The organism is Ornithinibacter aureus (genome assembly GCF_009858245.1).
Classification (GTDB): domain Bacteria; phylum Actinomycetota; class Actinomycetes; order Actinomycetales; family Dermatophilaceae; genus Fodinibacter; species Fodinibacter aureus.
This window is the reverse complement of record NZ_VMSB01000001.1, coordinates 2,591,640-2,605,252: the sequence shown is the minus strand read 5'-3', so window position 1 is coordinate 2,605,252 and position 13,613 is coordinate 2,591,640. Positions and strand designations below refer to the sequence as shown.

Here is a 13,613-nt window from a genome sequence, read left to right as displayed (position 1 = left end):
CGCACGACGTCGGATGCCGCGCTGACGGCGCACGACGGCGCGCGGGCGTTCGGATGCCGCGCAGCACGTCGATGTCCATGGTCACTGCGGGCCAGCCCGGCGTCGGTCAGATGAACGAGCCAGGGTTGAGGATGCCGTGCGGGTCGAGCGCCGCCTTGACGCGCCGGTTGAGCGCCATGACGTCCGGGCCGAGCTGCGCCTCGAGCGAGCCGGCCTTGAGGCGCCCCACCCCGTGCTCGCCGGTGATGGTGCCGCCGAGGGCGATGGCCGCGGCCATGATGTCGTCGAAGGCGAGGCGCGCGCGGCGCTCGGCATCCGCGTCCCCGGCAGGGTAGACGATGGCCGGGTGCGTGTTGCCGTCCCCGGCGTGCGCCACCATCGGGATCTCGAGGTCGTGCCGGATGGCGATCTCGGCCACGGCCGCGAGCAGGGCCGGCAGCTGCGGCACGGGAACGCCGACGTCCTCGGGCAGGACGTGCCCGCGCGCCTCGATCGCCGTGAAGTGCAACCGCCTGGCCCGCACGAACAGCTCGCCCTCGGCCGGGTCGTCCGTCGCGAAGACCTCGCTGGCCCCGGCGCCCTCGCAGGCGGCGACCGCGGCCGCGACCTCGTCGGACCGGGCCGCGCTGGGAGCGTCGGACTGGATGAGAAGGAGCGCCCCTGCATCCCGATTCAGGCCCATCGGCGTGTGGTCCTCGACGGCGTTGATGGAGCTGTGGTCCATGAGCTCGACCATGGAGGCGCGCACGGTTCGGCCCAGGGCGATCACCGCGTCGGCTGCGGCGGCGACGCCGGGGAAGGTGGCGACGACGGTCGCCGGCGGCTGTTGGGCCGGCACCAGGCGCAGCACGGCCCGGGTCACGACGCCGAGCGTGCCCTCGGAGCCGACGAAGAGCTTGAGCAGCGACAACCCGGCGACGTCCTTGACGCGCTTGCCGCCGAGGGTGACCAGCGTGCCGTCGGCGAGCACGACGTCGAGTCCGAGCACGTAGTCGGTGGTGACGCCGTACTTCACGCAGCACAGCCCGCCCGCGTTGGTGGCGATGTTGCCGCCGATCGAGCACATCTCGAACGAGCTCGGGTCGGGCGGGTACCAGAGGCCGTGCTCGGCGGCGGCACGCTTGACCTCGACGTTCAGGGCACCTGGCTCGACGACGGCGACCCTGCTGGCGGCGTCGATCTCGACCGCACGCATCCGCTCGGTGGACAGCACGATGCCGCCGTCCACCGCCAGCGCTCCGCCGGAGAGGCCCGACCCGGCGCCTCGGGGGACGACCGGGATGCCGTGACTCGTCGCCCAGCGCATCGTCGCCACGACGTGGTCGGCGTTCTCGGCGCGCACGACGGCTGCGGGGTGGCCGGCGCGGGCGTCGTGCGTCCAGTCGAAGCGGTACTTCTCGACGGCATCCGCGGTGGCGACGACGACCCCGCTTGGCAGGGCGGCGACCAACTCGGCAACTGCGGGAGCGAGGGAATCGGGCGAGGCGTCCACGGGCCAACCCTCGCAGACTCGGTCTCGGATCCTGTGAAGGCGGGCAAGGGGGTGCTGCCCGAGGTTGTTGCAGCGGGCAAGGAATCCCTTGCGGCGGGCAACAACCAGCCGAACCCCTTGCGCGCGGCAAGAGCTCCCTTGCGGCGGGCAAGGAATCCCTTGCGGCAGGCAACAATCTGCCGGACCGCTTGCGCGCGACACGGGATTCCTTGCGCGCAGCAACGACCCCCACAGGTACCCCCCATTCCCCGCCCGGGGCTTCCGACCTCACACGCACAAGAGCCGGCACGGCTCTTGTGCGTGTGAGGTTCGGTCAGAGGCGGCGGGGAGGTCCGGTCAGAGCCGGCGGTCGCCAAGCACCGGGAATGCCTCGCGGTACTCCGTCGTCGCAGCGAGGTCGACGTCCACCGAGAGCACGCACTCCACCGCGGGCCGGCCGTCACCGCCCGACCCGCGCCCGCCACCGACGGCCTCGGCGAGCACCGCACCGGTGGCCGACACGACCTGGCTGTGCCCGCCCATCTCGTACCCGCCGTGCGACCCCGCCGTGTTGCACTGCACGACCACGGCCTGGTTCTCCACGGCCCGCGCCCGCCCGAGCAGCGTCCAGTGCGCCACGCGGGCCGCAGGCCAGGCAGCCGGGATGACGAACAGCTCGGCGCCCGCGGCCACCTGCCGTCGGTAGAGCTCGGGGAAGCGCAGGTCGTAACACGTCGACAGCCCCGCGGTCACCGAACCGCCGTCACGCAGAGGGATGCCGGTCACGACGACGTCCTCACCGGCCTCCATGAGCTTGGGCTCGCCGGAACCGAACCCGAACCGGTGGATCTTGCGGTAGGTCGCGAGCACCTCGCCATCAGCACCGAACAGCAGCGAGGTGTTCGCCAGGTCATTGCCGTCCACCCCGGCCTGGGGCAGCCGCTCGACGAACGAGCCGGCATGCAGCACGACCTCCGCCGCCCGCGCGGCATCCGCCATCGCCCGGGCCCACGGGCCGTCGAGCCGCTGGGCGTCGTCGTCCCAGCGCGAGTAGTCGAATCCCGTCGCACCCCACAGCTCGGGCAGCACGACGAGGTCGTGCCCAGCCTGGGCCGCGACGAGCCCGGCAACCCGGTCGACCCGCTCCTCGAAGGACTCCTCGTCGCCGTAGGCGAGCTGAATGACTGCGATCCGCATCCACCCATCCTGCCCGACACCGGGCACGGCCTGCGCAGGCTCAGCGCTCGGTCTCCTCACGCAGCTGCGCCAGGTGCTCGTTGTACGCCCGCAACTGCGCGTCGCCGTCACGGTCGGCCTGCCGGTCCAGGCGCCGCGCCTGCGCCTCGTCGCGCCGGAACCACTGCACGGCCACGATCACCGCGAGCACCAAGGTCGGGGCCTCCCCGACCCCCCAGGCGATCTCACCGGCGCGCTGCTGGTCGGCCAGGGGATCCGGCCCCCACGGCAGGTTGAGCTGGGTGAAGAAGTCAGGGGCCAGCAGGGTGTCGCTGCCGGTCAGCGCCACCCCGAAGAAGGCGTGGAAGGAGATCGTCGCGAAGAGGATGACGAGCAGCATGAGCGGGTTCCAGCGCGGCACCCCGGGGTCGATGCCGATGAGCACCCAGGTGAACAGGTACCCGGTGAGCAGGAAGTGGGCGATCATCAGCAGGTGCCCGGTGTGGGTGGTCAGCGAGAGCTCGAACAGCCCGGTCCAGTAGAAGGCGGCCAGGCTGAAGAAGAAGAAGCACGCCGCGACCACCGGGTTCGCCAGCACCTTCATCGCCCGGGAGTGCACCACCTGGAGCAGCACCTCACGCGGCCCCCACGTCTTGTCGGGGCGAGCCTTGAGGGTGCGCAACGCGAGGGTCACCGGTGCACCGGGCACGAGCAGCAGCGGCACGATCATCGCCACGGCCATGTGCATCACCATGTGCACGCTGAACAGCACCCGCCCCCAGATGCCGGGCGCTCCACACGTGGCCCACACGAACAGTGCCCACCCGAGCACCCAGCACACCGTGCGCAGCACCGGCCACGCGTCCCCGCGCCGCCGCAACCGTACGACCCCCGCCAGGTACAGCCCGACGGCCAGGGCCGCGACGGCGAGGAACAGCCAGTCGATCCGCCACGCGGTGAACCAGTCACCCGACGCCATCGGCCCCGGGTCCGGGTACCCGGTCAGCTCGAGGATGCGGCTCGGAGCGGGCGGGGCGTCGGGCACCGGCGGGATGCTGCGTGCGAGCACCGAGGCCAGCCCGGTCGCGGCGCCCATGACGGCGATCTCGACGACGGCGAGCCGGGCGAACGCGCTGCCGTCACTGGGGTTGGCCGTCAGCCGGGTCGCGATCGTGCGCCGGTGCAGCCAGCCCAGCACGCCGAGCGCGATGATCGCCACGGTCTTCATCGCGACGACCGCGCCGTAGGAGGTGGTGATGGCGTCGAACGACCCGAGCCGGATCCACGCCTGCTGGAGGCCGGTCACGGTCACCGCGGCGAAACACCATGCAGCGACCGTCGAGTAGCGCGTCACGGTCGGGCCGAGGTCCGACCCGAGACCGCGGCGCATGACGATGAGGCCGATCAACCCCCCGGTCCACACCACGACGCCGAGGAGGTGGATCGCCAATGCGTTCACGGCATCCTCGTGGCTCGCCGATCCGGCGGCGTGACCCGTCAGCGCGAGGATGACGACGGCGAACAGGGTGAACACCGCGAGCCAGGCCATCGGAGCACGGCGGGTGGCCAGCCGGGCACACGCCGCGACGACCACGGCCACGAGCGCGCTGATGAGCAGCACCCGGGTGGTCTCGAGGGTCCAGACGAACGAGACGAGCTGGTCGAGCAGCTCGGGGCTGGTCAGCGGCGTGCCGGCGAGGTCGGCGAACGCGAGCACGACCTCGAGCAGGGCGGCGATCGCCCAGATCGTGGCCGCGCCGGCGGCGTACCGGGTGGCGGTGACCCGGCGGCTGGTGCGCGACCGTTCGGGCATGAGGAAGGCCGCCAGGCCGAGCAGCCCGACGGTGGCACTGGCCGCGAGGGTGCTGATCGTCGAGACCACCGGCACCCCCCAGCGCACGAGCGGGCCGGGGTCGCCGAGGTCGAGCGGCGCCACGGCGCCGGTGATCAGCGCGGCCACGACCACGGCGACCAGACCGGCTGCGACGGCGAGCCCGAGAGCCCCGTACGGCCCGGCCGGGCCGTGCCGAGCCGCCGACGAGCGGGTGCCGATCGCGGTGTCCTCTCGGGTGGGCATGGGCACCAGCGTAGGTACTGTGGCCGGATGACCCTGCACCCCCCGGCGCCCAGCGACCTCGGCGAGCTCGTCGACGCCTACGCGCACACCGTTCGGGCAGTGATCGACCTCGGTCGAACGACGCGCCCCGGCGACGAGTCACTGCCCACCGACTGCCCCGGCTGGAGCGTGCTCGACCAGTTCGCCCACATCGCGAGCGCCGAGGCGATGGTGGCCGGCGAGCCCCAGCCCGACGTCGACGTCAGCGGCCACGCCCACGTGCGGCACGCCTTCGGCGAGCGCATCGAGCGCTATCTCGAGTCACGCCGCGGGCGCAGCCTCGAGGAGGTGCTCGACGAGCTCGAGGAGCGACGTGACGAGCGCCTGGCGCTCTACCGGTCGGGCACCGCCTGGGCGCAGACCCCCGTGGCCGGCCCGTTCGGCCCCACGACGCTCGGGGCGCTGCTCGGCATCCGCGTCTTCGACATCTGGATGCACGAGCAGGACATCCGCGAGGCGCTCGGCCGGCCCGGAGGGTTGGACTCCGGCGCAGCCGCGCACGCCGTGGCCCAGCTGTTCGCGGCGCTGCCCCGGATCGTCGCGAAGACCGCGGCCATCGAGCCGGGGAACGCCGTCGTGCTCGACCTCACCGGCCCGACGACCGGGCGCGCCGGGGCTCGCGTCGAGGAGCATGACGGCCGCGCCGTCGGTGTCCCCCTGTTCACCGGCGGCGCCGAGGACCACGGGGATGCCGTGGCGACGTCGCTGACGATGTCGACCCAGGTCGCGACCCGCCTCGCCGGCGGCCGGCGCAGGCCTCAGGATGCGCATGTCGTGGTCCACGGTGACGACACCGTCGCGCGGCGCGTCCTGGCCGCCCTGACGATCACCCCGTGACGGGCTGAGGAGGGCGGCACCGTGGCGACGTTCACGACCTCGAACCGCTCGGTGGCCGACGTCACCGCTCAGGTGCACGAGGTGTGGGAGGTGCTCACCGACCCCGACCTGCTCGCACAGCTCACCCCGTTCCTGCACTCGGTCACCGAGCACGGCGAGCACTGGGTGTGGCAGCTGACCAAGGTGCCCGTGCTCGGCAAGAGCTTTTCCTTCACCTTCCGCGAGCTCATGGTCTTCGACGAGCCGCACCGCATCGACTTCACCCACGACCCCGCCCCGGGCGCCGCCGAGACCGCGGGCGTCGTCGGCTACTACGCACTGACCCCACACCCCAGGGGCACCCACCTCGAGACGTCGATGACCATCACCGTCGACCTGCCCTTCCCCGGGCTCCTGCGTCCGGGAGTGACCGCTGCCATGCGCGGAGTCATCGCGATCATGGGGCAGCGCTTCGGTCACAACCTGCTCGCCCACCTCGGCGCGACGAACGCCTGACCCCGCCCCCCGGCATCCGGTGGTGCCGCGAATTCCGTCGTCCCAGTGGTGACGGAGAAAGTTCGCCGAGCCGGGAATGAGGCGCGTCGCCATATAGTTGCTTGACTCATGCAACTATCCACGGAGGGTGATCGGATGCCGTTCACGTCACCGCGGTCCTCGCCCACGGCCATCCTGGGCGATGACCTCATCACGGTGGTGAAGCTGCTGCACCTCGTGCGCCAGCACGCACCACGACAGCACCCGCAGGTCGACCCGATGGCCTACCCGATGCTGTTCCACCTCGTCGCTGCACCCAAGCGCGTGTCAGCCCTCGCCGAGGCGCTGCACTCGGACGTCTCGACCGTGAGCCGCCAGGTGCGCACCCTGGTCGACCTCGGCTTCATCGACCGTGGGCCCGACCCGGACGACCGCCGCGCCCAGGCCCTCACCCTCACCGACGAGGGCCGTGCCCTGCTCCTCGCCATCCGCGACGACCGCGACCGCTGGATGCAGGGCCTGCTCGCCGACTGGGACCCCGACGACGTCGCCCAGTTCTCGACCCACCTGCGCCACTTCGCCAGGGACCTCGAAACCTCCCTGACCACCCTCACCTCAAGGACCACGTCATGAGCACCTCCTCCCCCGCCGCCGACCCGGCGTCCGGAACAGCGTCCGGCACGGCATCCGATGCGGCGTCCGCCACGGCGGCCGATGCCCCGGCCGGGCCGCTGAGCCACCGGCAGATCGTCACCATCCTCATCGGCCTGATGATGGGCATGTTCCTCGCCGCGCTCGACCAGACCATCGTCGCCACGGCCATCCGGACCATCGCCGACGACCTCCAGGGCCTGAACCACCAGGCCTGGGCGACCACCGCCTACCTCATCACCTCGACGATCGTCACGCCGCTCTACGGCAAGCTCGGCGACATCTACGGCCGCAAGAAGCTGTTCATCATCGCCATCTCGCTGTTCATCCTCGGGTCCGTGCTGTGCACGTTCGCCACCTCGATGGGCTCGCTCGCGTTCTACCGCGCGGTGCAGGGTCTGGGCGCCGGCGGCCTGTTCTCGCTGGCGCTGGCGATCATCGGCGACATCGTTCCCCCGCGCGAGCGCGCCAAGTACCAGGGCTACTTCCTCGCCGTGTTCGGCACCGCATCCGTGCTCGGCCCGGTCATCGGCGGGTTCTTCGCCGGCCAGAGCAGCATCCTGGGCATCGACGGCTGGCGCTGGGTCTTCCTCGTCAACGTGCCGATCGGCTTCGCGGCCCTCGCCGTCGTGACCAAGACGCTGCACCTGCGCCACACCCGCCTGGATCACCGCATCGACTGGGCCGGGGCCGCGCTGCTCTCGCTCTCGCTCGTGCCGCTGCTGCTGGTCGCCGAGCAGGGCCGCGAGTGGGGCTGGGGCTCCACGAACGCGATCATCTGCTACGTCATCGGTGTCGTCGCCGCCATCGGCTTCTTCTGGCAGGAGCACCGCATGGGCGAGGAGGCGATCCTGCCGCTCGCGATGTTCCGCAACAAGACCGTCGGGGTGGCCTCGATCGCCTCGGTGCTCATCGGTGTCGCGATGTTCGGCGGCCTGGCCGCCCTGCCGCTCTACCTGCAGATCGTCAAGGGTGCGACGCCCACCGAGGCCGGGCTGCTGCTGCTGCCGATGACCCTCGGCATCATGATCGGCTCGATCCTGAGCGGCCAGATCATCTCCCGCACCGGCCGCTACCGGCTCTTCCCCATCGTCGGTTCGGCCCTGCTCACGATCTCGCTGTTCATCTTCCACTACGTCGCCTACGACACCCCGCTGTGGCAGACGATGATCGTCATGACCATGTTCGGCGTGGGGCTGGGCTTCAACTTCCAGCCGCTCACCCTGGCCGTGCAGAATGCCGTGCCGCCGCAGCAGATCGGGGTCGCCACCTCGACGGCCACGTTCACCCGCCAGATCGGTGGCACGCTCGGCACCGCCGTGTTCCTGTCGATCCTGTTCTCGACGGCGTCGGAGAAGATCACGACCGCGCTGGCCGCGGCCGTACCGACGCAGGAGTTCCAGGCCGCCCTGGCCGACCCGACCAATGCCGCGGTCGCCGAGCAGTTCGCTGCCGCCCAGTCCGGGGGCGGTGCGGCCACCGGTGTGCTGGAGGACAGCTCGTTCCTCACCGGCCTCGACGAGCGCCTGGCCAAGCCGTTCCTCATCGGGTTCTCCGAGGCGATGGACCTGGTCTTCCTCACCGGGTCGGCCGTCATGGTGCTCGGCTTCCTCGTCATGCTGATGCTGCCCAACGTCGAGCTGCGCAAGAGCTCGGGCTACAGCGAGCGCGCCATCGCCGAGTGACCCACCCACCCCCCGGGTCGAGAGTAGGCAACTCGCCGTCTGCACGTGGGTGCAGACGGCGAGTTGCCTACTCTCGACTGGCAGTGGCCGGTGGGTCAGGGGCCGAGCGGGCCGAGCGGGCCGAGCGGGCCGAGCGGGCCGAGCGGGCCGAGCGGGCCGAGCGGGCCGAGCAGGGTCACCGGAGCAGAGCAGGAATGCCGGTGAGGTCCGGCAACGTCGCGTGCGCCCCGGCCTCGCGCAGCACCTGGTCGGAGAAGCTCGTCGTCACCCCGACGACCGTGCCGACCCCGGCCGCGACGGCGGCGACCACCCCCTGAGGCGCGTCCTCACACGCGAGGGCGCAGCCGGCATCCACCCCCAGTCGTTCGCAGGCGAGCGCATACCCCGACGGGTCCGGCTTGCCCACGCTCACGTCGTCGCGGGTGACGACGACGTCGAACCGGTCGATGCCCCCGAGCGCGGCCAGCGCCTTGTCGGCCCACCGGCCCCCGGCTGACGTGACGAGCGCCAGCGGGATGCCGGCCGCGAGCGCCCGCTCGATGCTCGCCACCGCGCCCGGCACGGCATCCGGCAGGCGGTCGCGGGGCACCATGGCGACGATCTCGTGGAACATCTGCGTCGGGTCCCCGCCGCTCCACGGCCCCTCGACGGTGCGGAAGACGTCGTCGGCCCGCCGCCCGGTGAACAGCGAGGCCACCTCACGGTCGAACGCCCAGCCGCGGTGGGCGAACCACCGCTCGAACCCGGCCCGGTGGATCGGCTCGGAGTCCACGAGGGTGCCGTCGAGGTCGAGCAGGAGGGCGTGCGGGCGGCCGGCGGTGGGCTGCTGGCCCGCCGCTGGGTCGCCGCTGCTCACATCAGGTCCTCGATGTCCTCGGCGAGGTTGTCGGCCTCGGGCCCGACGACGACCTGGACGACCGACCCTGCCCGGATGACGCCGTGGGCACCGGCTGCCTTGAGCGCGGCCTCGTCGACGACCGACGGGTCGTGGACCTCGGTGCGCAGGCGGGTGATGCACGGCTCGATCTCGATGATGTTGTCCGCGCCGCCGAGGGCGATCAGGATCTGCTGGGCCTTGCTGCTCATGCCGGGAGGGTCCTTTCGGGCATTCGTCGCGCCGGTGTGATGGAGTCAGCCTCTCACCGACTTGCCTTTGAGGAGGCTCCACCGCCATGACCACGGCTGACGTCGCCGCTGCCGGCCCGGACAAGAAGCGCCTCAACCTGGCGCCGCTGCAGAAGTTCGGCCGCAGCCTCATGTTGCCGATCGCGGCCCTTCCGGTCGCCGCCCTCATGCTGCGCCTGGGCCAACCCGACCTGCTCGGGCGCGACGGCCTGGGCTGGGAGAAGGTCGCCGCCGTCGTCGGTGCCGGCGGCGGGGCCCTGTTCGCGAACCTGCCCCTGCTGTTCGCCGTCGGCGTGGCCATCGGCGTCGCGAAGAAGGCCGACGGGTCGACGGCGCTGGCGGCGGTCGTCGGTTACCTCGTCTTCAAGGGCGTCGGGGATGCCGTATCCCCCTTCATCCTCCCGGCCCCCAAACCGGGTGAGGACCAGGAACTGGTCAACTACGGCGTGCTCGGCGGCATCCTGTGCGGGCTCATCGCCGCCGTGCTGTGGCAGCGCTACTACCGGATATCGCTGCCGCCCTACCTGGCCTTCTTCGGTGGTCGGCGGTTCGTGCCGATCGTCACCGGCTTCGCGACCCTCGTGCTCGCGGTGCTGCTCGCGATCATCTACCCGGCGTTCGACACCGTGCTGACCGGCCTCGGTGAGTGGGTCGCCGCGAACTCGATCATCGGCGGCTTCATCTACGGCACCGCCAACCGCCTCCTCATCCCGCTCGGCCTGCACCACATCCTCAACTCGGTGCCGTGGTTCGTGCTCGGCGAGTACACGCCCGCCGGTGGCGACACCGTGCAGGGCGACATCGCGCGCTTCCTCAAGGGCGACCCGACCGCTGGGGCGTTCATGAGCGGGTTCTTCCCCATCATGATGTTCGCCCTGCCCGCTGCCGCCCTCGCGATCTACCAGGAGGCCAAGCCCAAGGCGAAGAAGGCCGTCGGTGGGCTGATGGCGTCGGTGGCGCTCACGGCGTTCCTCACCGGGGTGACCGAACCCATCGAGTTCGCCTTCATGTTCGTCGCCTGGCCGCTGTACGTCGTGCACGCCGTGCTCACCGGCACGTCGATGGCGCTGGCGAACGCCCTTGAGGTGCGCAGCGGGTTCGGCTTCAGCGCAGGGCTGTTCGACTTCCTGCTGAACTGGAACATCGCCACGAGACCGGCCCTGCTCGTCGTCATGGGGCTGGGGTACGCGGTGGTCTACTACGTGCTGTTCCGGTTCGTCATCCGCCGGTGGAACCTGCGCACGCCCGGGCGTGAGGAGGACGCCGACGACGCGGCGAGCTGACCGGCATCCGACCTCCTCCTCCGACCCTCACACCCGACCCCCGACCCGACTTCGTGCGACTTGCGTGCGACCCCGGCGCGATTCAGCCCAGAGATCCGCACCGACGTCGCACGAAGTCGGGGAAGAGGCGGGGGTCAGTGGTACTCGGCCGCGGCGAGCTCGGCCCGCTCGAGGTGCCGGTAGCGAACCCCGATGATCGCGAAGGCGCACGCCCCCGCGGCGATCGGCACGGCATACGCCGCCTGTGCGCTCCAGGCCTCGATGGCCCAGCCCGCGATGGCCGACCCGAGGGAGATCCCGATGAGGATGCCGGTGATCGCCACCGCCATGCCCTCGGTCACCAGCGCCTTGGGCACCAGTCGCTGAGCGAGGGACAGGCTGGTGATGAGCAGGGGGGCGGTGGCCGAGCCGGCGATGAACATGACCACCGCGAGGGGCCAGAGCCCGTCGACGAACAGGGCCGGCACCTCGAGCAGGAACATCCCGCCCGCGGCGAGCAGCAGGCGGTGGGTCATCGTCGAGCGGAAGACCCCGGCGCCGAAGACCAGACCGGCGATCGTCGACCCCAGCGCGAAGGCCCCGAGCACGATGCTCGAGAACGTCTTGGTGCCCGCCTCGTCGGCGAAGGCAACGGCGATGACCTCGTTGCCGCCGAAGATCATCCCGGTCATCACCAGGGCCGTGGCGACGAGCAGCAGGCCGGGGCGGCGCACCGCGAGCCCACCGGGGCGGTCGGCGTGCGGCACGATCGGCGGCTCGGTGGCCCGCGCCGCAAGGAAGATGAGCATGCCCGCGGTGAAGAGGATCTCGGCCAGGATGAGGCCGGCCTCGGGGAACCACAGGGTCGACACGAGCACGGCCACCACCGGGCCCAGCACGAAGGACGCCTCGTCAGCCACCTGCTCGAAGGACATCGCCGTGTGCAGCTGGTCTGGGTCGTCGCGGAAGATGTGGGCCCAGCGCGCCCGCGACATCGGCCCCGGCTCGGGCAGCACGGCGCTCAGGCCGTAGAACACGAAGAGTGTCCACACGGGGGCGTCGGACCAGGAGAAGTAGGCCGTGAGGGCTCCGGCGCACGACGACAGGAGGATGAACGGCAGGGCCACGCGACGCTGGCCGTGCTTGTCGATGAGCCGCCCGATGACCGGCCCGGCGACCGCGAGGACGGCCACCCCCACGGCCGACACCGCGCCGGCCACCCCGAAGGAGCCCCGGCGTTCGCTGACCATGACGATGACGGCCACACCGAACATCGACCCCCCGGTGCGCGAGAGCGCGGTGCCGGCGATGAAGCGCAGGGCTCCGGGCACACGGAAGAGCGGGGCGTAGGCGGACAACACGACGAAACTCCGATGGCCAGCAAGGGCAGGTGAAAAGCAGGGCATTGAACACAGGGGCAAAGGACCATCCTGCGGCCCGAGGCCCTCGCCGAGCAAACGAGATCCCCGACATGCCATGTACCCCAATCGACCAATAGGTCACTCGGGGTACACCCTGGACGGCCCTGCCCGTCCCCAGATCGACCTATTGGTCACTTGGGGTACACCTCTGGGGCCGTCGCGCGTCAGCGGAAGGCCGACTCCCCCGTGAGCGCCTGCCCGATGACGAGCGTGTGCATCTCGACCGTGCCCTCGTACGTCAGCACCGACTCGAGGTTGTTGGCGTGCCGCAGCACCGGGTACTCCCCGCTCACCCCGTTGGCGCCGAGGATCGTGCGGGCCGTGCGACAGATCTCGATGGCCTTGGTGATGTTGTTGTACTTGCCGACCGAGACCTGCTCGGGGCGCAGGCCCACGGTGTCCTTGCGCCGCCCGAGGTGCAGCGCGAGCAGCTGGCCGAGCTGCAGCTCGGTGGCCATGTTCGCGAGCTTGGCCTGGGTGAGCTGGAACCCGGCGATCGGCCGCCCGAACTGGATCCGCTCCATCGAGTACCGCCGCGCAGCATCCAGCGATGACCGCGCTGCGCCGAGCGCTCCCCAGACGATGCCGTAGCGTGCCTCCGACAGGCACGCGAGCGGGCCCTTCAACCCCGTGACGTCGGGGAACACGGCATCTGCGGGGAGGCGCAGGTTCTCGAAGGTGAGCTCCGAGGTCACCGAGGCCCGCAGCGACATCTTGTGGGTGATCTTGTGCGCCGCGAATCCCGGTGTGTCGGTGGGCACCACGAAGCCGCGGATGCCGCCGTGCTCCTCGCCCGCGTTCGCCCACACCACGGCGACGTCGGCGATCGAGCCGTTGGTGATCCACATCTTCGAGCCGTTCAGCACCCAGTCGTCGCCATCCTTGCGGGCGCGGGTGCGCATCGAGGCCGGGTCGGAGCCGTGGTCGGGCTCGGTCAGGCCGAAGCAGCCGATCGCCTCACCGGGAGCCATCCGCGGCAGCCACTGCTGCTTGTGCTCCTCGGTGCCAAAACGCCAGATCGCGAACATCGCGAGGCTGCCCTGCACCGACACCAGGGACCGGATGCCGGAGTCGCTCGCCTCGAGCTCCAGGCAGGCCAGGCCGTAGTCGACGGCCGACATGCCCGCGCAGCCGTACCCCTCGAGGTGCATGCCGAGCAGCCCGACCTTGCCGAACTCCAGCGCGAGGTCGCGGGCCGGCAGGTCGCCGTCCTCGTACCACTGCATGACGTGCGGGTCGACGACGTCGGCGCACACCTGGCGGGTGGCCGCCCGGATCGCCTTCTCCTCGTCGCTCAGCTGGCTGTCGAGGTCGATGAGGTCGAGCGGGTCGGAGGGGCGCTTCGGCATCGACGATGAGGCACTCATACCCCCCATCATGGCCCCCACCCACTTC

Annotated in this window: 12 protein-coding genes; 5 read left to right on the top strand and 7 right to left on the bottom strand. The window is 71.2% G+C overall.

The window, feature by feature from the left end; translation table 11 throughout:
* Window positions 1-106: 106 nt before the first annotated feature.
* The 3 genes from C8E84_RS12410 to C8E84_RS12400 all read right to left on the bottom strand — a co-directional run bounded on the left by C8E84_RS12410 (window position 107) and on the right by C8E84_RS12400 (window position 4,724).
* Complete coding sequence (locus tag C8E84_RS12410; protein WP_159902572.1) at window positions 107-1,492, bottom strand: FAD-binding oxidoreductase; 1,386 nt, start codon at window positions 1,490-1,492, stop codon at window positions 107-109.
* A 336-nt stretch (window positions 1,493-1,828) separates the two neighbouring features.
* On the bottom strand, window positions 1,829-2,668 hold the full coding sequence (locus tag C8E84_RS12405; protein WP_159902570.1) for a nitrilase-related carbon-nitrogen hydrolase: 840 nt from the start codon (window positions 2,666-2,668) through the stop codon (window positions 1,829-1,831).
* Window positions 2,669-2,708: 40 nt separating this feature from the next.
* Window positions 2,709-4,724, bottom strand: a complete 2,016-nt coding sequence (locus tag C8E84_RS12400; protein ID WP_159902568.1) for a bifunctional copper resistance protein CopD/cytochrome c oxidase assembly protein — start codon at window positions 4,722-4,724, stop codon at window positions 2,709-2,711.
* Between the two features lie 27 nt (window positions 4,725-4,751).
* Between C8E84_RS12400 and C8E84_RS12395 the strand changes: the two genes are divergently transcribed.
* From C8E84_RS12395 to C8E84_RS12380, 4 genes are all read left to right on the top strand, one after another.
* A complete protein-coding gene (locus tag C8E84_RS12395) occupies window positions 4,752-5,600 on the top strand; it encodes a maleylpyruvate isomerase family mycothiol-dependent enzyme (protein ID WP_159902566.1) in 849 nt (282 codons plus the stop codon).
* Window positions 5,601-5,621: 21 nt separating this feature from the next.
* Entirely contained in the window at window positions 5,622-6,095 is a 474-nt protein-coding gene (locus tag C8E84_RS12390; RefSeq protein WP_159902564.1) for an SRPBCC family protein, read from the top strand.
* Window positions 6,096-6,230: 135 nt separating this feature from the next.
* Window positions 6,231-6,707: a MarR family winged helix-turn-helix transcriptional regulator gene (locus C8E84_RS12385; protein WP_159902562.1), complete on the top strand. Its 477-nt coding sequence runs from the start codon at window positions 6,231-6,233 to the stop codon at window positions 6,705-6,707.
* Window positions 6,704-8,410 (top strand): MDR family MFS transporter, encoded by a 1,707-nt coding sequence (locus C8E84_RS12380; RefSeq protein ID WP_159902560.1) that lies wholly within the window; start codon window positions 6,704-6,706, stop codon window positions 8,408-8,410. Before C8E84_RS12385 ends, C8E84_RS12380 begins: the two co-directional genes overlap by 4 nt.
* Window positions 8,411-8,585: 175 nt before the next feature.
* Here C8E84_RS12380 and C8E84_RS12375 read toward each other — a convergent pair whose 3' ends face one another.
* Both C8E84_RS12375 and C8E84_RS12370 read right to left on the bottom strand, forming a co-directional pair.
* The gene (locus tag C8E84_RS12375) at window positions 8,586-9,266 is read right to left on the bottom strand and encodes an HAD family hydrolase (RefSeq protein WP_159902558.1); all 681 of its coding nucleotides are present in this window, start codon (window positions 9,264-9,266) and stop codon (window positions 8,586-8,588) included.
* On the bottom strand, window positions 9,263-9,496 hold the full coding sequence (locus tag C8E84_RS12370; protein WP_159902556.1) for a PTS sugar transporter subunit IIB: 234 nt from the start codon (window positions 9,494-9,496) through the stop codon (window positions 9,263-9,265). Before C8E84_RS12370 ends, C8E84_RS12375 begins: the two co-directional genes overlap by 4 nt.
* A gap of 86 nt (window positions 9,497-9,582) precedes the next feature.
* Here C8E84_RS12370 and C8E84_RS12365 point away from each other — a divergent pair, with 86 nt between their 5' ends.
* A complete protein-coding gene (locus C8E84_RS12365; protein WP_159902554.1) occupies window positions 9,583-10,818 on the top strand; it encodes a PTS transporter subunit EIIC in 1,236 nt (411 codons plus the stop codon).
* Window positions 10,819-10,952: 134 nt separating this feature from the next.
* Here C8E84_RS12365 and C8E84_RS12360 read toward each other — a convergent pair whose 3' ends face one another.
* Window positions 10,953-12,158, bottom strand: coding sequence for an MFS transporter (locus C8E84_RS12360; protein WP_159902552.1), 1,206 nt, complete (start codon window positions 12,156-12,158; stop codon window positions 10,953-10,955).
* 224 nt (window positions 12,159-12,382) lie between these two features.
* Window positions 12,383-13,585: an acyl-CoA dehydrogenase family protein gene (locus tag C8E84_RS12355; RefSeq protein ID WP_159902550.1), complete on the bottom strand. Its 1,203-nt coding sequence runs from the start codon at window positions 13,583-13,585 to the stop codon at window positions 12,383-12,385.
* Between the last annotated feature and the right edge of the window lie 28 nt (window positions 13,586-13,613).